Below are 18,280 nucleotides of genomic sequence, written 5' to 3' on the forward strand. Positions count from 1 at the left end.
ATCGCCTTCAGGACATGGGTGGTACCGCGACTGCTGGTGGCCCGTTGAACCCGAGCGGCAGTCGGGGTTCACGTGTGGTCGGAGCCGGGTGCCGCAGGACGCTTTGCGGTGCGGGCGGTTCGGTCGGCGGCCGCGGGCAACTCCCCGGAGAGCGTCCACGGACGCCGGGTGTTGTCCGGATCGACGGCGTGGCGGGCCATGTCGTGCAGGGTGCTGGTGCGGCGGCGTTTGCCTTGGCAACCAGGTACCGATCCGGTGCCGGAGCGCGGTCAGTTACTCCGTGTGGGGGGGCAGCCCCGTTTCGAGCACGGGCAGGGTGTACGAGACGTGCAGGGTCGTGTCCTGCTTCTCGGAGCTGGGTTCCACGAGCTTCCGTGAACGAAGTCAGAGGCTCAGGAGGCGGGTTGTCGACGTTTGATCCCCAGGGTCGGATCGAGGCTGAGTGTGCCGTTCTGGCCGCGGTACGAGGCTGGAGTCCCGGTGTGCGGGAGGAGGCGGAGGTCGGCGAGGGGGCCGATGTCCTGCCAGGTGTCCGGGGGCCGGGTGGTGGGATCGGTGGGGTCGAGCGTTCTGGTGGGGAGGGGGACGGTGTGGGCGAGGATTCGACGGACCATATCGCGGTCGCCCCGGTTGATCGTGGCGGGAATCAGAGTGTCTCCGTCCGGGCATCCGCACATGTTCGCGCCAAGGGCCGGGTGGAGCCGTAGGCGGCCGTCGCCGTCGGGCCAGACGGGCAGGGCCAGGCTGCCGTCGGCCCCGAGTCGTGTTGCCGCGGTGCGGGTGTTGAGCCCGGCGGCGTTGGAGAGATCGTGGAGGGTCTGCAGGTCGACGGGGTGCGGGACGGTCGCGAGTCCCGCCAGTTGGGTGCGCAGTTGTTCGTCTGTGATGCGGTCCTGCCCTGCGCCTGAGGCGCTGTCGTTTGCGTAGACGGTCTCGATCAGGTGCTGTACATCGCCGGGCTCGTGCAGCCGTCCTTCGCTGAGGCGGCTGAGGACGGCCGCGGTCTGCTGGAGCAGGTGCCCGTAGTAGACGCCGGGTTTGGTGCCCCAGTGCGGCGGCGGGAGAGGGCCGGCGGGTACGAGGACGTGCAGGCGTGGGCTGGAGGCCCACGGGGGACGGGGGCGGTGGTGTCGCCAGCAGCGTCCGGCGCGCTGGATCAGGTAGTCGATGGGGGCGAGGTCGCTGATGACGAGGTCGAAGTCGACGTCCAGCGATTGCTCGGCGATTTGTGTGGCTATCAGGACAAACGGGCCTGGTTGCCGGTGGCCGTGGCGGCCGAGCTGGTGTTGGAGGAGTTGTGTGGTGTGGTCGCGTTGCCAGCGTGGCATGCGGGCATGGAGCAGCCCGATGCCGGTGGCCAGGCGCGGGGCCAGTAGCCGGTGTGTGCGCTGTGCGTCGTCCACGGTGTTGCAGACGATCATGACTGTTCCGTCGCCGTGTCCGGTGAGCGGGCGGAGCTGGGCGAGGAGTTGTGCGGCCCGGCCTGTGGGCACGGTGGGGTCGTGGGCGTAGCGGACGCGTTGGTGAGTGACCAGGAGGGAGCGTTCCCGCTCGTGGTTGACGAGGGCTTTGGAGACGTGAGGCCTGCCGGTGGTGGCGTCGATGTAGGCCCAGCCCGGGTAGGGCAGTTCGAGCTGATTCGTTTCTGGTCGGCCGGCTCCGGTGAGGTAGGCGTTCGCGAGGGTGGTGGCCGTCGCGGTGGTGAGGGTGGCGGACATCAGGATGACGGGTACGCGCAGGGCGCCCAGGAGTGCGAGAAGGGCGCGGGTGATGGTCTGTCCGTAAGCGTCGTACGAGTGGGCTTCGTCGATGATGACTGTTTTGTTGGACAGGCCCAGTAGCCGTACGGCGTTGTGGGCGGTGGGCAGGGCGGCGAGGGCTGCTTGGTCCCAGGTGGCGGCCATGCCGCCGGTGGCCAGGAGGCCCAGGAGCCGTTGTCGCATCCACTCGGTGGGGTAGGTGCCGTGTCCTTCGGTGCCGTGGTCGGGGTTGTAGTCGGTGTTGAGCCATGCGGTGCCGTGGACGAGTGTGACCGGTGCGGCGGGTGTTGTCTGGTCCCGGACGAAGTCGCGGAGCCGCAGGTACATCGCTTCGGCCGTTGCGCGGGTGGGCAGCAGGACGGCAAGGCCGGATGAGCCGGCGGCTTCGGCCATGAGGCGGCCTGCGTAGAAAGCGGTTTCGGTCTTGCCGTTGCCTGTCATGTCGGCGATGAGCAGGAGCCCGGGGCCTTGCGCGAGTGCGGGAAGCCGTTGGGCGACGTCGTGCTGGAGCGGGCGCGGTGTCACGTGGAAGGTGTCGGTGAAGGTGCGCAGGGGTGCCCAGTGGGCCGGGGTGAGGCCTTCGGCTGCCACGGTGTTGGGTGCCTGGGAGACGGCGCGCTGGTAGTGCCGTTGCCAGTGGGGGTCTTGTCGCCACTCGGCGAGGCGGGCGCTTACCCATTGGCCGGCTCGGGTGGGGGAGGCGAGCCGGTCGGCGAGGACCACGACGGCGGCGACGAGGGCGGCCGGCAGCACATCTGCTGCGCGGTGGGGCGGCGAGGGGTGGCCGATGAGGCTGTGGATCAGGTGGGTCAGGGCGGTGCGTTCGGTGTCCCATCGGCCGGTGCCGAGCCGGGTGTCGAGGTCGTGCGGGTCCTCCAGCTCGAAGGCGGGCGGCATGGCGGGGAAGTTGCCGTGATGTCCTGCGACGATCTGGCCGAGCTGGACGGCCGCGTCGTCGAGTTCCCAGCCGAGCCGGGTGAGGAGCTGAGGAACAGTGATTCCGGAGGCGTAGGCGTGTGGGAGGGGTTCACGGTCCGCTGCGTGTGCGAAGCCTTCGCCCAGGCTGGGGAGCTGGAGTTGGCCGTACTGGCAGCACGGCGTGCTCTTTCCGAGGTCGTGCAGGCCGGCGGCCAGCATGAGCAGCGTGCGGGCGTGTTCCGCGTCCACGGCCCAGGAGTCGGCGATCAACCGGCGTTGTGCCGGGGTGAGGAAGGCGTCCCATAAGGATCCGGCTATCGCGGCTGTGTCGGCCAGATGGCATCCCAGGGGGTAGGTGGTTCCCGGGGGGAGGAGCCCTCGTTGCTTTCCCGCGATCCGGGGGTCGGGAAGGTCCATGGCCTGTCTTTCGTCGTCCGTGGTCGTGGTGGTTGGTGCCTGTGGTGTTCGCCGGGCCCTGGTGTCCGTACTTGGGCCCTTACGGACACCAGGACTTGGGCTGTCAGTTGCGCGGGGGCAGAGGGGCCAGGGAGAGCAGGCCGCATCCGTAGGCTCGGCCCTTGCCTATGCCTTGGAGGAGTGCGGTCCGCAGTGCGGTCGGGTCGGTGATGGTGGCGGTGCCGTCGAAGTGGACGGGCCGGTGGTGGATGCTGCGGCCGGTGATCACGGGGACGGGGTGGCCGGTGCCTCCGCCGTGCAGGTCGAGGCCGGCCGATTCCGCTTTGCGGATCCACCAGTCGGCGGCTTCCTCGCCCTCGAGGCTGACGGTGGTGGAGCGGCGGCGGCCGGGGACACAGCGGGCTACGAGTGGGTGGGCGACGATCCGGTAGCGCACGTCGATGCCGGTGTCGATCCATTCGAGGACGGGAGAGAGGGAGCGCTGGTCGGCGGCGGTGGTGTAGCCGACGGGCAGGTTGTCCAGGTGTGCGGGGATCGCGGATTGCACGAGCATGACGGGCCCACTGCGCCCGGGTTCGAGGCGGAAGAGAATTCCGGCGCTGGCGCGGGGAGTTTCGCCCAGGGCCTCGGGGAACAGGGACATGACGGTTTTGTGGAGTTCATGGGCGTAGCGCAGGTCCCGCTGCACTTGCCGGTCGGCGGTGTTCAGCTGGAGTCGGGCGAGGTAGAGAGGAACGGTGCTCGCCAGGGAGCCGGTCATCGTGCGGGTGTTCCTTCCGGGTTGAGGTAGGCGTCGAGCCGGTCCAGCCAGTCCTGCCGGGGGGCGAGGCATTGTCCGGCGGGATGGGGGCGGGTGCGGTGCCACACGTCGCGGGTGCCGAAAAGACGTCCGAGGAGAGGCACGTCGTTGACACGTGCGGGCGGTGGGCCGTCGTCCTGGGGGTCGGTGTCGAGGACGTAGTCGACGAGTACGTGACCGCTGCGTTTGCCGCCGTGCTGGTCTTGGTGGCGGTTGAGCGGCAGATTTCCGAGCTCGGCCACCGGGTCGTCGAGCCCGTCTCTGAGAAGAGGCGGATAGGACGGAGGGAAGCCCCGGCGTCCCAGGTGGAGGGAGAAGACCGGGGCACGCAGAGCTTGGGCGCAACGGGTCGTGAGATCCGTGTCGGCACAGGTGACGGCGACGGTGAAGGCGGCGTCGGCGAGGAACCAGCGGTAGGAGACGAGGGTGCCCTTGCCGTTGGCCCGGCGGCCGCCGTCGCCGATGTGGACGGTGGAGGAGTCCCCACCGCCGACGGTATGGAAATCACGGCGCTGGGTGCCGGGCCGGTCGATGCGCACCGTGTAGCGCAGTGGGGAGAGCTCGGAGAGGTCGGCGTAGCCGGTGAGGGGGTCGTGCCGGATGCCCAGTGCCGCACCGATCATGCCGGTGAGAGCGGATCGGGTGGGGTGACGCAGGGTGGGCCGGGTGTTGAAGAGGGCGGGTGCGGGCCATGCCTGCCAGGGGGCGGCGAGATGGAGGAGGAAGCCGGGCATCACAGGGAGTCCTGGCGGCGGGTGGCCTGCTCTGCCCGGGCGATTCCGACGATCTGGGCGATGAGGTCGTCGACTCCGTCGTGCCGTGCGCCGAGGTTCCCGAGCGGTGCGTCGGCGGTGGTGACGTGCCCATGGGCGGCGAGGCCGGTGAGACCGAAGATCTTGTTCATCTTCGGTACGTAGCTGTTGTAGCGGTCGATGGAGGGGCCCATCCATCCCTGTCCGGAGTCGGTGACCGGCTGGGACCAGGCGCCGGCGTAATCGATGGGCTGGTCGGTGCGTACAGAGATGTGGACGAGGTCAGGTCCCACCTCGGCCGGGTGCGTACGCCGCTTGGCGCGGGGCAGAGTCAGCGCGAAGGAGCGCAGGAACGCGGCCGTCACTTCGAGCGCGGTCTCGTGCGGGTCATCGATGTCCATGCCGGAGCCGGTGAGATTCCTGGCGAGGTCGTTGAGATCGATGGATGCCCAGCGGCGCAGGACGCCCGCGGTGTGGAGGGAGACATCGAGAAATCCGGCGCCGGGCTGGTCCTGGCGCTGGGCGGTGATGTCGTCCACGGCCGTGTAGTAGTCCTCCTGCTCGTCCGCCGCATGGGTGCCCAGACCGAACGCGACCTGTGCGGCGCCGTCCACGCGTGAGCCGGGGTCATCGGCCAGCATGCGGCCGAAGAGAGAGATGACCTTGTTGGAACGGTTCACGATGCGTCGGATCTCGTCGCGGCCGGTGGACGAGATCGTACCGATCACCCCCTTCACCTCGGCGGGATCGCCCTCATCGTCGGCCTTCTTCGCCGCGGCGGTGAGGTCCTTGTCACCGGCGGCCTGCAGAAGATCCCGGTGCCGTTCCGCCACGGCCGCGAGGAGAGCAGGGGCGTTGCCGACGAGGAACAGCGCCGTGTTCGTCTCTCCGGTGAACCTGGTCGTCTTCCCCCGCCCTGTCGTCGAGGCCTTCAGTCCTTTGAAGCCGGCTGCGAGGATCACCAGGAGCCCTGCTCGTGTCGCGGTCCACGCGTCGTCCCAGCCGTGCTCCTTGACGAGCTGTTCTCCGATGAGCTCAGGCAACCGCCGGGTGCGGACGGCCGGGTCGTCGAAGAGGTCCTGGAGCTGGAGCCGGACAGGACGCTTCTGCGACTGCGAGGACGGGGCGATGCGCGGCGTGGCACCGAAAACCGTCATCTTCGGAGCCCCGGTGTCATCCCTGTTGATATTGGACGGCGGAAGCTCGTGCAGGGTCGTGATCGTGATGTGCAGCGGGCTGGGAGAGGGCACGGTCAGTTCTCCTGGGCAACAGTGGGAAAGGCGATGGCGTAGGACTCCCACCAGCGGCGGGAGATGGCGCCGGCGCGGAACGGCCAGCCGTTCAGGTCCGACAGCACTACCGCGAGGTCGAGGCCCGACAACTGCGGGTCGAGCTGACGCACGACCCGGGGGAGAGCCAGGCGCAGCCCGGCGAGGGATTTGCGGGTCAGCAGACGCATGGTCTTGTCGGCCCGTCCCGAGGTCACACAACCGTCGTGGGCCGCACGGCCCAGGGCAGCCCCGAGGTTTCCTTGCGCATAGCGGGCGGGCGCGGGCTCCGCGCTGCCGGTGGATGTGGGGTGACAGGCGAAAATCCCGGCAGCCAGTAGGTAGTTGGCCTTGCGCTCCGGGTGCATGCTCTCGGCGGCGAGCCCGCGCAGCAGGTGCAGAGCATCTCCGGTGCCACGGCGCCCGGACACGCTCTCAGGCCGGGTCGCAGCCGCGACGGCACGCCGGAGCCGGGCACGCGCGGACGGGGTGGCACAGTGGCCGCGCACCACGTCGAGAAACGCGTCGTATCCGGCGAACGGGTCGGGCGCGGGCGGTAATTCACTCATCAGGCTGCGGCCTTTCCGGACGACGGCTTGGGGCGGCGGGTGAGGATGATGCGCGCACGCGCGACAGCCTGAATGCCGCGAGGCGACTGCGTGGCTGTGGCCGTCGACTCGTCGTACGCGGCCACAGCGACGGGTAGGAAACGGCCCGGTTCATAGGGCTGACCATCGCGTGCGGCGCGCACGGCCTGCCAGAACACCACCTCCGCACGGTCCCAGAACAGCCGTCGGGCGTCGGCCGGCCAGTGCATGCCGACTGCTCGGTCGCGGTTTCCCGCGCACATCGCCGTCGTCATCTGTTTCGTGGCCCGGTCCAGCAGGACGAAGGCGTTCTCCGCGTCGGTGTGCGCGGCTCTGACGGTGGGGGGTACGAGCGTGCGATCGCCCACGGGCCGGAAAAGGGGACAGGGCGAGTCAGCCGACCACCACAGCACGTCGTCCGCCTTGTCCGCTGCACAGGACAGAGCACGCACCCGAGCCGCCCGCAGCACCGCGGCCGCCGGTCCCGAGCTCAGACCGGCAGACAGATCCGTGAACACCTGGGGCGCCACGACAGGCGCGGATTCCTTGCTGCCCTTGCCGGACTTGTCGGGGTCGGCTGCCCTGTGCGCTGACGGCCGCGCGTGTGCAATCAGCGAATCGACGTTCCGCCACAGGGCGCGGTCCGGGTCGGCCGGCACCGGCCTGATCTGCTCACGCCCGTCCTTGCCCGTGCTGTGCGTGTGCATGAGGAAGGGGTCCAGAGCGGGCGGCATCTTGTCCCCTGCTGCATCGAACGCCCAGGTCAGTTTGAGCCGTAGCATGGCACGCCCGTCGGGAGCGGGGTCGAGAAGCACGGCATGGCGGGAGCGTCCGGTCAGCAATGACACGCGGCCCGACGGAGCGGCCAAGGCCGGGGCGAGCGGGTCAGGTATCGCGTCGGTCTCCCACGGCGCGAGATCCTCACCGGGGCCGGCGGGCAGGGCGGAAGGGCAGTTCAGCACCAGCGTCTCGAACAGCGTCCGGCCCTTGACGAAGTACGAGACGGTGTTCCGGTACGGGCCCGCCGCGGTCTTCGACCGTGCCGGGTGCCCCGTCGGCTTGCGCGTTCCGCAGCCGCCCCCGGCGCCGACGCCGAGCAGCGCTTCCAGCGACCACACTGCTATATGGGCCGGGAGCGGGGTGTCCTGATCGCGTTTGTCGAACCAGACATGGTTGTTGCCTGACGGCAGCCCGTACACCAGCTTCCCCGGCGCCGCCCAGTCCTTGCATTCATCCCGCAGAGCGGGGACCTGCCGGTAGGGACACGCATCGTCGAACAGCCGCATGCGGTGACGATGGGCGGCGAAATAGGCCTCCACCCTGGCCGCGTCGAAACGCCCCTCGGCCAGCACCCGGGCCCGCAACCGCTGCCACTCCTGCCCCCGCGCCCGGTCCAGCCCCGTGACTCTCATCGTCATGGCCACGAGATTCCTCATGACCACCGACTCCGTGGCCTCGTACGGGACGTCGATGTGGTCGATCAGATGCGCGGCCGATAACGCCTGCGCGTAACCGCCGACCAACCCGCCGGGTAACCAGGGAGGCGGAGGCCCGTACACGCCATCGGCATGCTCCGCTCCGCGTGCGGGGCGGACGGGTAACCATGCCCCGTCCGCGACGTTCAAGGAGATCACCAAGATCCTTCCGTATGAGTATTGCTCTTACCCGTACGCTAACGGAGGCCACTGACAACGCATTTGGGAGCGAGCTGACCAGCATGTTCCGTCAGGCTGGAGGATTCTTGGTCTGGTACCCGCGTGTGCGGGACGGACGTAATCGGCTCGGCCCTCAAGCGTTTGCCCTGCGGGTCACCCCCGCGTCTGCGGGACGGACAAGGACAAGCAGTGCCTCGCGGCTGTCGGGGTCGGGTCACCCCCGCGTCTACGGGACGGACAGGTTGAGGCGTGTTCGGTGTCGCCGTACCTGCGGGTCACCCCCGCGCCTGCGGGACGGACTCGTACGCCTCGACCAGTGAGCCGCGTTGGCCCGGGTCACCCCCGCGCCTGCGGGACGGACGACATGGAGGTCGAGAGCGTCACCGTGCCTGACGGGTCACCCCCGCGCCTGCGGGACGGACGCCTTCGCCTTGTCTATGAGCGTGGCGGTTTCCGGGTCACCCCCGCGCCTGCGGGACGGACAGCTGCGCGGCCGTCTTCGCGGCGTACCAGGACGGGTCACCCCCGCGCCTGCGGGACGGACCACATGACCGGTCATGATGATCACGGCGACGACGGGTCACCCCCGCGCCTGCGGGACGGACCCGGCCTCCGACCAGCTCACCTACACCGCCGACGGGTCACCCCCGCGCCTGCGGGACGGACCCCAGCAGACGATGGACGCCGACGCTGATGAACGGGTCACCCCCGCGCCTGCGGGACGGACGCCCCGGTGATGCATCTGAGGCCCGGCCGTCACGGGTCACCCCCGCGCCTGCGGGACGGACGGCTTCACTGGCTCCCCCACCTTCTCCACCGGCGGGTCACCCCCGCGCCTGCGGGACGGACGCCCGGCGAAGCGCGGCAGTCCGGTACAACCACGGGTCACCCCCGCGCCTGCGGGACGGACGCTCCCACAGACCGCTTGACGATCTATAGGAGCGGGTCACCCCCGCGCCTGCGGGACGGACCCCGTGTTCGTCGTACCGCCCATCGTCCGGGGCGGGTCACCCCCGCGCCTGCGGGACGGACGGTCCTGCGGCTGGATCAGTGTCGGCGAAGGGCGGGTCACCCCCGCGCCTGCGGGACGGACCTGCGCATGCTCGCCAACCACGGAATCGTCGACGGGTCACCCCCGCGCCTGCGGGACGGACTCGGGCAAGGGCGCGGAGGTGCGTGAGGTGACCGGGTCACCCCCGCGCCTGCGGGACGGACTCGACCGCCTCGGCGAGCACGACGCCCGCCACCGGGTCACCCCCGCGCCTGCGGGACGGACCTGTGCCTGGATTCGTCGGACGGCTACTCCGCCGGGTCACCCCCGCGCCTGCGGGACGGACGTGCGACGATCAGAACATCTGCTACCAGGAGACGGGTCACCCCCGCGCCTGCGGGACGGACCCTTCGCGAACTGCGACGTTGTAGCGGCTTTGCTATTTCGTTACCAAGGGGCTGGTCGGGCGGAGCCGAGAGGATTCGGTCATGCGTGTCTATCTCGCAAGCCAGTCTAGGTGCTGGCTTCGCATTGAGTGAGTGATTCAAGACGGGTGGCCGAGCGGGCCGAATCTGCCCAGGTAGGCCCAGAAGTCCGGCCCTGTGCCCCAGTTGGACGGTCGCATCGCCGAAATGATCCAGTTCCAGGCCGCCATAGGCGGGTTGGAACTGCATCGCCTCTGCCCCATGCGTGCGATCTTGTCACTGCGGACTATGACGACGTGGTCGAGTCCCCGCTCGCGCAGAGCACGGCGGGAGGCGGCCGACTGTCCGTAGCCGGCGTCGGCGACCACCGGTCTCACCGGCTGAGTTCGTCCAGGATCTCCAGCGCCGGCTTCCCCTTGGCCACGCGCCCGGCTTCTTCGGGACATCCGGCAGCGGGCCCGGCGCGGATCGCCGCGGTCGTCCCATGCTGGAGGCACGAACAACGGCCAGACGTGCCGGTCAATCCCAAGGCCGTTGTCCTGCAAGAAGTCTCGTTTACCCTGCAGCGCCAGCTAGAGGCATTCCGCCGCAGACCGGATGTCGTGGACTCGTAAAATCACGCCATGAACGCTACGGGGGCATTGATCGGGCTGGCCATCGGGGACGCGCTGGGGTTCCCTACCGAATTCAACGACGTACCATCGATCCTGGCCAAATGTGGGCCCTGGCGGCAGATGGACCTTCCCCGGCCCGCGTTCGTCACCGACGACACCCAGATGACTCTCGCGGTCGGCCGAGCCCTGCAGTTCGCGCGGGGGCGCGGCCAACTGAGCCCGTTCCGCCTCGTCCCGCCGCTGCGTGAGGAGTACATCGACTGGTGGCGCTCCCCTGACAACAACCGCGCCCCCGGCAACACCTGCCTCACTGCCTGCGAACTGCTCAGCAGGGATGACCGGCCCTGGCAGCAGGCAAGCATCACCGGTTCAAAGGGATGCGGTGCCAACATGCGCGTCGCGCCCGTAGGCCTCGTCCCCCATCTCACCGCCGAACAGCGCGCCGGAGCCGCCCAGCTCCAGTCGGGCCTCACCCACGGGCACCCGACCGCGCTCGCCGCAAGTGACCTGACCGCCCACGCTGTGTATCTGCTGGCGCAGGGTGCCGAGCCGGGCGAACTCACCGGGCTGCTGCGCGCGTACGCAACCGAGAGCCGAACCCGCTACCACGAGTACTGGCTCGGCGACCTGTGGCAGCACGCTCACGATGCCGGGCCGGAGAGTTTCATCGCCCGCGGCTGGGACGAATGCCTGGGAGCCCTCGACCGGTTGGAGGCGGCACTCCGCTCGCCCGATCCGGAAGGGGACCCGTGCCTGGCGACGGGTGCGGGCTGGATCGCGGAGGAAGCACTGGCCAACGCACTACTGTGCTTTCTGCTCTTCCCCGATGAGCCGGTCACCGCCGTCCGGCGTGCTGCTTGCACCTCGGGTGACTCCGACTCCATCGCCTGTCTGACTGGCGCCCTATCGGGCGCATACCTCGGTATGGAGGCCTGGCCGGTGGAGTGGGCGGAACGGATCGAGTACCGGGATGAACTGCTGGCGCTCGGCGCCGCGTGGGACAGCTGACGGCCGACCGTAGCCAGCAGCCGGAGCCCGCCCCGGAACAGTCGGAGGGTGGCGCTGGCCCGAAGCGTACTGCTGGCCCATTGGGCGTCGTTGTTCCCTGCCGCCAAATGGGCGTACAGCGTTCTCCCTGCGGCAGTAGGGCGTCATACGCTGGCTCACTTGGTTTGAAAGCCTCCTCGGCCTACTCGTTTTATACGTACCGTCCAGGAGCAGGTCACCCCTGTTTGTGACAGGTTTCAGTGGCCCCACTCCGACAGGTTGGTCTGGCCCCAGCTTGATCGACATTTGAATTGGCCCCACCTGTCCTGGTGAGAGGCGACGTGCCCTCGTCCGAGTGAATGGTGTGAGCTGTCTGCCCGATCCCGTCAGGGTGTGTCCGTCGTTCACGGTCATGTCGGAGGCCGTGTCGTTGGTCATGGCCGTGTCGGGAGGCCGGGGTGCGTCTGTCGCGTGTCGAGCTGTTCGAAAACATCCGTCGGGACGTACGTCTCGATCCGTCGCTCTCACATCGAGCTCTGGCAGCGAAATACGGCGTCCACCGCCGGACTGTCCGCCAGGCCATGGCCTCCGCGATCCCGCCTCAGCGCAAGGCGGTGAGACGGAAGTTCCGCGTCCTGGACCCGGCCGCGGAGTGGATCGACGCGATGCTGCGGGCCGATCTGAGGGCCCCGCGGAAGCAGAAGCACACCGTCGAACGGATCCAGAAACGCCTGGCTGAGGAGCACGGCTTCGACCAGGTTTCGTACTCCACGCTGCGGGACTACGTCCGCAAACGGCGGCCGGAGATCGTGGCGGAGGACCGTGAGGGCCGCCAGCACCTGGAGGGAATGGTGCCGCAGGACCACCTGCCCGGCGAGGAAGCCGAGGTCGACTTCGCGGATGTGTGGGTGCGGGTGGCCGGCGAGGCGGTCAAGTGCCACCTGTTCACGCTGCGGCTGTCGCATTCGGGCAAGGCCGTCCACCGCGTGTTCGCCTCGCAGGCCCAGGAGTCGTTCATGGAGGGCCACGCGGAGGCATTCCGGGTGCTGGGCGGGGTCCCGACCAGGCACATCCGATACGACAACCTCAAGCCCGCGGTCCGTCAGGTCTGCACCGGCCGCAACCGGGTGGAATCCGAGCGGTGGACCACCTTCCGCTCGCACTACGGCTTCGACGCCTTCTACTGCATCCCCGGTGAGGAAGGCGCTCACGAGAAAGGCGGGGTCGAGCAGGAAGGCGGGCGCTTCCGCCGGGCCCACCTGGTCCCTGTTCCCGACGTTCCCTCGCTGGAGGAGCTCAATGCCCGGATCGCCATCATCGATGAGGCGGAGGACGAGCGGATCCTGCGCGGGAAGCTGACCTCGATCGGCTTCAACTTCCGCATCGAAGCCGAGGCCCTGGCCCCGCTGCCGACCGAGGACTTCGAGTGCGGCCTCACCTTGACGCCGAAGGTCGACCGGACCAGCCGGATCAGCGTCCGCCAGTGCCACTACTCAGTGCCCGCCCGCTTCATCGGAGAACGCGTACGCATTCTGCTGCGAGGCAACGAGCTGCTGGTCCTCGAACGCCGGAACGTCGTCGCCCGGCACCCGCGGCTGACGAAACGATACGGATACCGCGACGTGCTCGACCACTACCTGGAGATCCTGCTGATCAAGCCCGGGGCCATGGCCGGGTCGACCGCGCTGGCCGCCGCGCGGGCCGAGGGGTCCTTCACGGCCGTCCATGAGGCGTTCTGGGCCGCTGCCCTCAAAGCCCACGGGGACGCGGCCGGCACCCGCGCGCTGATCGAGGTCCTGCTGCTGCACCGGCGAATGCCCGCCGAGGCGGTCCAGGCCGGGATGGCGGCCGCGATCAAGGCCGGGTCGATCAGCACGGATGTGGTGGCCATCGAGGCCCGCAAGGCCGAGTCCGCCGCCCGGGACCCCGAGCCGGAGGACGACGAAAACGATCCTCCGCCCTGGGTGGACATCCCCGGCGGACAGCTGCTGGCGCTGCCCGCCCGCCGGACCGAACTGCCCCAGGACAACCGTCCTCCGCCGTCGGTGGACGTCTATGACCAGCTGCTGACCCGCCATCCGAAAGGTTCCGCATGAACGACACCACCACCCTCTTCGACGTCGGTGAGCGAGTCCCGGGGCCCCGCAAGGACGCCTCGGCCGCCGGAGCCGTCGAGACCGTGATCGATGAAGCCTGCCGGGCCCTGCACCTGCCGACGATCCGTTCGCGCTTCGAGGACATCGCGGCAACCGCGCTCAAGGAGCGGGCCAGCTACAAGGATTTTCTGGCTGATCTGCTGGAAGCCGAATGCCTCCAGCGGGAGGAGCGGAAGAAGAACCGGCTGGTCAGGGAAGCGAACTTCCCCCGCCCCAAGCGGCTGGAGGACTTCGAGTTCGAGAAGAACCCGAACATCACCCCCGAGCAGGTCAGCACTCTGGCGGACCCGGCCTGGGTGAAGGCGGGCCTGCCGCTCTGCCTGATCGGCGACTCCGGCACCGGCAAGTCGCACCTGCTGATCGGCACCGCGATCGCCGAGGCCGGCATGCGGGTCCGCTACACGACCACGGCGAACCTCGTGAACGAGCTTGCCGAGGCCGCCGACGAGAAGAAGCTCAGCCGGACCCTCGCCCGCTACGGACGCGTTGACCTGCTCTGTCTGGACGAGTTCGGCTATCTCGACCTGGACAAGCCCGGCGCGAAGCTGCTGTTCCAGGTTTTCACCGAACGCGAGGAACGACGGGCGATCGCCATCGCCTCGAACGCGCCGTTCTCGGAGTGGAAGCAGACGTTCACCGATCCCCGGCTCTGCTCGGCGATCGTGGACCGGGTGACCTTCAACGCGCACATCGTCGAGACCGGCACCGACAGCTTCCGCTTCAAGAAGACCCAGGAGAAGCACCGCAAGCCCAAGCCCTGAACCATCCCCGCCTCAAGAACCGAGGCCGGCGCCCCTTACAGGGGCACCGGCCTCGGCCCGGTTGGGCCCGAACCGTTCTCCGCCGGTCGCGCCAATGCCCGCGCTCGTCGGCCACCGCGGATCGGAGAATCCAGCGGTCCCTATCGAACACGGGTCGAGATCCTGTGGTCCGGCGGGGTGTCGGGGCCCGTCGTCCAGTCCGGATCCGATGTCCTTCACGCTACCGCTCCGACCCCGCCCCCCGACCAGGGAACCCACTCGTTCGGGGTGGGGCCAAAACAACTTGTCGATGCCAGGTTGACGACCCTCACCCGAGCCCCGTCACACCCTCAGTGGGGCCAACTTCAATGTCGGAGTGGGGCCAACAGAACCTGTCACAAACACACCCCCGTGCCTGCGGGACGGGCCCGCGGACCCCAGCAGTTGGAGCCTTAGGCATCGGGTGACCCCCGCGCCTGCGGGACGGACGTCCCGGGCGTGTCCTCCCACCCCGTAACCGACGGGTCACCCCCGCGTCTGCGGGACGGACAACGCCTCCTGGGCGTTCTTCGCCATGCCGGTCGGGTTACCCCCGCGCCTGCGGGACGGACGTTGCGCAGGGCGTGCAACGGCCTTCCCGTTGCGGGTTACCCCCGCGCCTGCGGGACGGACTGACGGCACCACATCACGGACGCAGCAGTCCGCGGGTTACCCCCGCGCCTGCGGGACGGACGGGCCGGGCGTGATGGTGACTGTGCCCCATGACGGGTTACCCCCGCGCCTGCGGGACGGACGCCTGCATCTGCTGGGGCAGCACGCCGGCGAACGGGTTACCCCCGCGCCTGCGGGACGGACCATCCGGATCCTCTGCGACGGCATCCCGCCAGCGGGTTACCCCCGCGCCTGCGGGACGGACATAGACCGGATTGGGGTAGATATCTGGACGCGCGGGTTACCCCCGCGCCTGCGGGACGGACGTGTTCAGGCTGTGCGGTCACGGCGCCTCCTCCGGGTTACCCCCGCGCCTGCGGGACGGACGAGATCCGCGAGAAGGGCAAGGAAGGCCACGTCGGGTTACCCCCGCGCCTGCGGGACGGACGCGCGCGGGGCACTCCGCCCAGCTCGCCGCCTAGGGTTACCCCCGCGCCTGCGGGACGGACCGGTCGAGATTGGGGGCCACGATTCCGCCGGCCGGGTTACCCCCGCGCCTGCGGGACGGACCGGTGAGGCATGGGAACGGGCGATGCGGATTGCGGGTTACCCCCGCGCCTGCGGGACGGACTGGGCGGAGGGGGAGGGCCGGCGTGTGAGCGGCGGGTTACCCCCGCGCCTGCGGGACGGACAACCCGTCGTGGCCGGCCGAGTGGCAGCGTCACGGGTTACCCCCGCGCCTGCGGGACGGACGACTACGCGCTGGTCGAGCGCGTCGGCAGGGCCGGGTTACCCCCGCGCCTGCGGGACGGACCCTTCGCGAACTGCGGCGTTGTAGTGGCTTTGCTATTTCGTTATCAAGGGGCTGGGTCAGTGGAGTTGAGGAGATTCGATCACGCGTGCCTATCTCGCAGGCCAGTTTAGGTGCTGGCTTCGTGTCGAGTGGGTGTTTCAAGAGGTTGGTCGAGCGGGCCGAATCTGCTCGGGTGGGGCTGCGGGTAGTGTCCAGCGCCTGCTCTGATGGTAAGCAGTCCGCTCCACGCTCACGGAGGCGAGCTGGCTTTGGCGGCCGCGAGGGATGGGGAGCCGCCGATGTCGGCGGCTTCTGGCTTGAAGCCGCTTCCTGATAGCGGCGTTGGCTGAGCTGTAGGCCGATGTGGGTTCGGAGGCTTCGGAGTGGCCCGAACAGCCTGCCATCTGGCCCAGGTCGAGGGCGGATAGCGGGCCGAAGTCCGCTTCGTTCCAGTACGGTGCAGCTCACTCGTGCAGGGGGCCGTGTAGCTCAGCCTGTACCGGGGTCAATAGTCGCTGGAGTAGCCGTTGATGGCTCGGGATCTGGCGTAGGTCCAGAAGTCTGGGCCTTTGGCCCAACTGGGTGTCGCGTCGCCGAACTGGCCGTCCGACTTGGTCGACCAGGTGTCATGCACAGGCTGCCGTCGACGTTTGCGTAGATGGCCCGGAGGCCGTCCCGGCCGTCGCCGTCGTAGTCACCGACCATTGCGCAGCAGGGTCAGCCCCAGCCGACGGCTGGCCTTGGCTTCTACGGTCCAGGGGGCGGGATTGGCGAGGTGCATCCAGTAGAGGTCGGGCAGGCTTCGGGCGGGCTGCCGATCTCCGCGTGGGTGCCAGGACTTCCTGCCATGAGAGCTTGGGTGGCACGGCGATCCACCGACCTACGTCACTGCCCACCGTCATGGCGACGTCCATGACGTCCCGCCAGGTCGCCGTCACCAAGTACGAGCCGGACGGAGGTACAACACCGGGCGTCGGCTGTGGACAGCGTAACGTCCACGGCATTGGGAGGTGGCAGCATTCCGGTCACTCCGCTACAACGACCTGGAGGCAGTTGCCTGGAGCAGGCAGCGGTATCCAGGAGCCGGATCCCCGTCTTCGCCCTGGCAGACGGCGGCGCTCAGGCGGCGAGCAGGTGCCGACCGTGGTCTCGGTTGATGACCTCCCGGCGCGATGCTGACGTACGTCTCCCGCACCCTCACCGAGCTCGGCGTCGAGAACCGCACGCAGGTGGCGCTGTCGGCGTGCGAACTCCACCCGCACGGGATCGGCCGGCCGTGATCCCGTACGGGCGGTGTCCGTTCCGCCCGGCGGAAACCGTGCCCGTCCGCCGTGGCCGGATTCATGGTCCGCCGGCACCGTCCGCGAAGCACCCGCGACGAAGACTCGGAAATTCCATAGCCCGCTCCGTGATTCCGTGAGCCTGCCGAGTTGGGTGAGGATCTGTGGCCCTCGACCGGCTTTGTCCGTGGCAGTGAAAGGGGACCGAATGTCCAGGCGCGCGCTGATCACCGGAATCACCGGGCAGGACGGCTCGTATCTCGCCGAGCATCTGCTCGCCGAGGGCTACCAGGTATGGGGTCTGACCCGAGGTCAGGCCAACCCGCGCAAGGACCGGGTGGCCAAACTGATACCCGACCTCTCCTTCGTGGACGGTGACCTGATGGACCAGGGGAGCCTGGTCTCGGCTGTGGACCTGGTGCAGCCGGACGAGGTCTACAACCTCGGGGCCGTCTCCTTCGTGCCCATGTCCTGGCAGCAGCCGGAGCTCGTCACTGAGGTCAACGGCACCGGCGTGCTGCGCATGCTGGAGGCCATCCGCATGGTGAGCGGGCTGGGCAAGTCCACGGGCGGAGGCGACGGCCACGGCCACATCCGCTTCTACCAGGCCTCCTCATCGGAGATGTTCGGGAAGGTGGTGGAGTCGCCGCAGAGCGAGCAGACCCCCTTCCACCCGCGCAGCCCCTACGGGGTGGCCAAGGCGTACGGCCACTACATCACCCAGAACTACCGTGAGTCCTACGGGGTGTTCGGGGTGTCGGGGATCCTCTTCAACCACGAGTCCCCCCGTCGCGGCGCGGAGTTCGTGACCCGGAAGATCTCCCTGGCGGTCGCGCAGATCAAGCTGGGCCTGCAGGAAAAGCTGCTGCTCGGCAACCTCGACGCGGTGCGCGACTGGGGCTTCGCGGGGGACTACGTCCGTGCGATGCACCTGATGCTGCAACAGGACAGGCCCAGGGACTATGTGGTGGGCACCGGCCGGATGCACTCGGTGCGGGATGCCGCACGCATCGCCTTCGAGGCCGCGGACCTGGACTGGGAGGAGCACGTCGTGGTGGACCCGGCGCTGGTGCGGCCCGCCGAGGTCGAGACGCTGTGCGCCGACTACGGCAACGCCCGCCGCGAGCTGGGTTGGGAGCCCGAGGTCGAGTTCGCGGAGCTGATGCGGATGATGGTGGAGTCCGACCTCCGCCAGGCCGGTCTCGAGCGCGACCACGGCGAGCTGCTCGCCGCGGCGGGCTGGTAGGGCTCGCCGGAAAACACCTGCTCACACCCATCGCGGACCCGGGGTCGACCGACTCTACGGGTTTTCGTGGCCACGCCCGCCGACACTGGGCACGTGGTGTGCGGGACGTGGAGCAGTGCCCCGTGCGGGGCCTCCAGATGAATCGTTCGCTGTGGAACAGCCATCCCGAGTGCCGGATGCCCACATCGAAATCCTCTGCTGTCCGTCGGTCTTGAGATGGGTTGAGTTGAACGTGGCGAAG

12 protein-coding genes and 2 CRISPR repeat arrays are annotated in these 18,280 nt (G+C 69.0%); of the genes, 4 read left to right on the forward strand and 8 right to left on the reverse strand.

The features are described from left to right. Nucleotides 1-68: 68 nt before the first annotated feature. The 8 genes from DXZ73_RS40190 to DXZ73_RS35960 form a co-directional block, all read right to left on the reverse strand. Nucleotides 69-200 (reverse strand): hypothetical protein, encoded by a 132-nt coding sequence (locus DXZ73_RS40190; protein WP_275898607.1) that lies wholly within the window; start codon nucleotides 198-200, stop codon nucleotides 69-71. 192 nt (nucleotides 201-392) lie between these two features. Next, complete coding sequence (cas3, locus tag DXZ73_RS35930; RefSeq protein WP_116215101.1) at nucleotides 393-3,095, reverse strand: CRISPR-associated helicase Cas3'; 2,703 nt, start codon at nucleotides 3,093-3,095, stop codon at nucleotides 393-395. 103 nt (nucleotides 3,096-3,198) lie between these two features. After that, a complete protein-coding gene (gene cas6e, locus DXZ73_RS35935) occupies nucleotides 3,199-3,855 on the reverse strand; it encodes a type I-E CRISPR-associated protein Cas6/Cse3/CasE (protein WP_162890463.1) in 657 nt (218 codons plus the stop codon). Continuing rightward, nucleotides 3,852-4,628, reverse strand: coding sequence for a type I-E CRISPR-associated protein Cas5/CasD (cas5e, locus tag DXZ73_RS35940; protein WP_116215103.1), 777 nt, complete (start codon nucleotides 4,626-4,628; stop codon nucleotides 3,852-3,854). Before cas5e ends, cas6e begins: the two co-directional genes overlap by 4 nt. Continuing rightward, a complete protein-coding gene (gene cas7e, locus DXZ73_RS35945; RefSeq protein ID WP_162890464.1) occupies nucleotides 4,628-5,896 on the reverse strand; it encodes a type I-E CRISPR-associated protein Cas7/Cse4/CasC in 1,269 nt (422 codons plus the stop codon). The genes cas5e and cas7e overlap by 1 nt, the downstream gene beginning before the upstream one ends. A gap of 2 nt (nucleotides 5,897-5,898) precedes the next feature. After that, nucleotides 5,899-6,483 carry a type I-E CRISPR-associated protein Cse2/CasB gene (gene casB, locus DXZ73_RS35950; protein ID WP_116215105.1) on the reverse strand — a complete coding sequence of 195 codons (585 nt, stop codon included), beginning with the start codon at nucleotides 6,481-6,483 and terminating at the stop codon, nucleotides 5,899-5,901. Next, the gene (gene casA / locus DXZ73_RS35955; RefSeq protein ID WP_338059167.1) at nucleotides 6,483-8,135 is read right to left on the reverse strand and encodes a type I-E CRISPR-associated protein Cse1/CasA; all 1,653 of its coding nucleotides are present in this window, start codon (nucleotides 8,133-8,135) and stop codon (nucleotides 6,483-6,485) included. The genes casB and casA overlap by 1 nt, the downstream gene beginning before the upstream one ends. A 170-nt stretch (nucleotides 8,136-8,305) precedes the next feature. Next, nucleotides 8,306-9,554: direct repeats of the CRISPR family, unit length 29 nt; unit sequence CGGGTCACCCCCGCGCCTGCGGGACGGAC. A gap of 137 nt (nucleotides 9,555-9,691) precedes the next feature. After that, nucleotides 9,692-10,069, reverse strand: a complete 378-nt coding sequence (locus DXZ73_RS35960) for a transposase (protein ID WP_240351835.1) — start codon at nucleotides 10,067-10,069, stop codon at nucleotides 9,692-9,694. A gap of 126 nt (nucleotides 10,070-10,195) precedes the next feature. On the opposite strand from DXZ73_RS35960, the gene DXZ73_RS35965 reads away from it, so the two are divergent. The 4 genes from DXZ73_RS35965 to DXZ73_RS35980 all read left to right on the forward strand — a co-directional run bounded on the left by DXZ73_RS35965 (nucleotide 10,196) and on the right by DXZ73_RS35980 (nucleotide 18,039). After that, nucleotides 10,196-11,194 (forward strand): ADP-ribosylglycohydrolase family protein, encoded by a 999-nt coding sequence (locus DXZ73_RS35965; RefSeq protein WP_116215108.1) that lies wholly within the window; start codon nucleotides 10,196-10,198, stop codon nucleotides 11,192-11,194. A gap of 437 nt (nucleotides 11,195-11,631) precedes the next feature. Beyond that, nucleotides 11,632-13,269: an IS21 family transposase gene (gene istA, locus DXZ73_RS35970; RefSeq protein WP_116209005.1), complete on the forward strand. Its 1,638-nt coding sequence runs from the start codon at nucleotides 11,632-11,634 to the stop codon at nucleotides 13,267-13,269. Next, entirely contained in the window at nucleotides 13,266-14,090 is an 825-nt protein-coding gene (gene istB / locus DXZ73_RS35975) for an IS21-like element helper ATPase IstB (RefSeq protein WP_116209007.1), read from the forward strand. Before istA ends, istB begins: the two co-directional genes overlap by 4 nt. A gap of 439 nt (nucleotides 14,091-14,529) precedes the next feature. Continuing rightward, a CRISPR array of direct repeats spans nucleotides 14,530-15,534; the repeat unit is 29 nt; unit sequence CGGGTTACCCCCGCGCCTGCGGGACGGAC. Nucleotides 15,535-17,001: 1,467 nt separating this feature from the next. Further along, the gene (locus DXZ73_RS35980; RefSeq protein ID WP_116215109.1) at nucleotides 17,002-18,039 is read left to right on the forward strand and encodes a GDP-mannose 4,6-dehydratase; all 1,038 of its coding nucleotides are present in this window, start codon (nucleotides 17,002-17,004) and stop codon (nucleotides 18,037-18,039) included. Nucleotides 18,040-18,280: the final 241 nt, after the last annotated feature.

This window comes from Streptoverticillium olivoreticuli subsp. olivoreticuli, from assembly GCF_003391135.1.
Taxonomy (GTDB): domain Bacteria; phylum Actinomycetota; class Actinomycetes; order Streptomycetales; family Streptomycetaceae; genus Streptomyces; species Streptomyces blastmyceticus.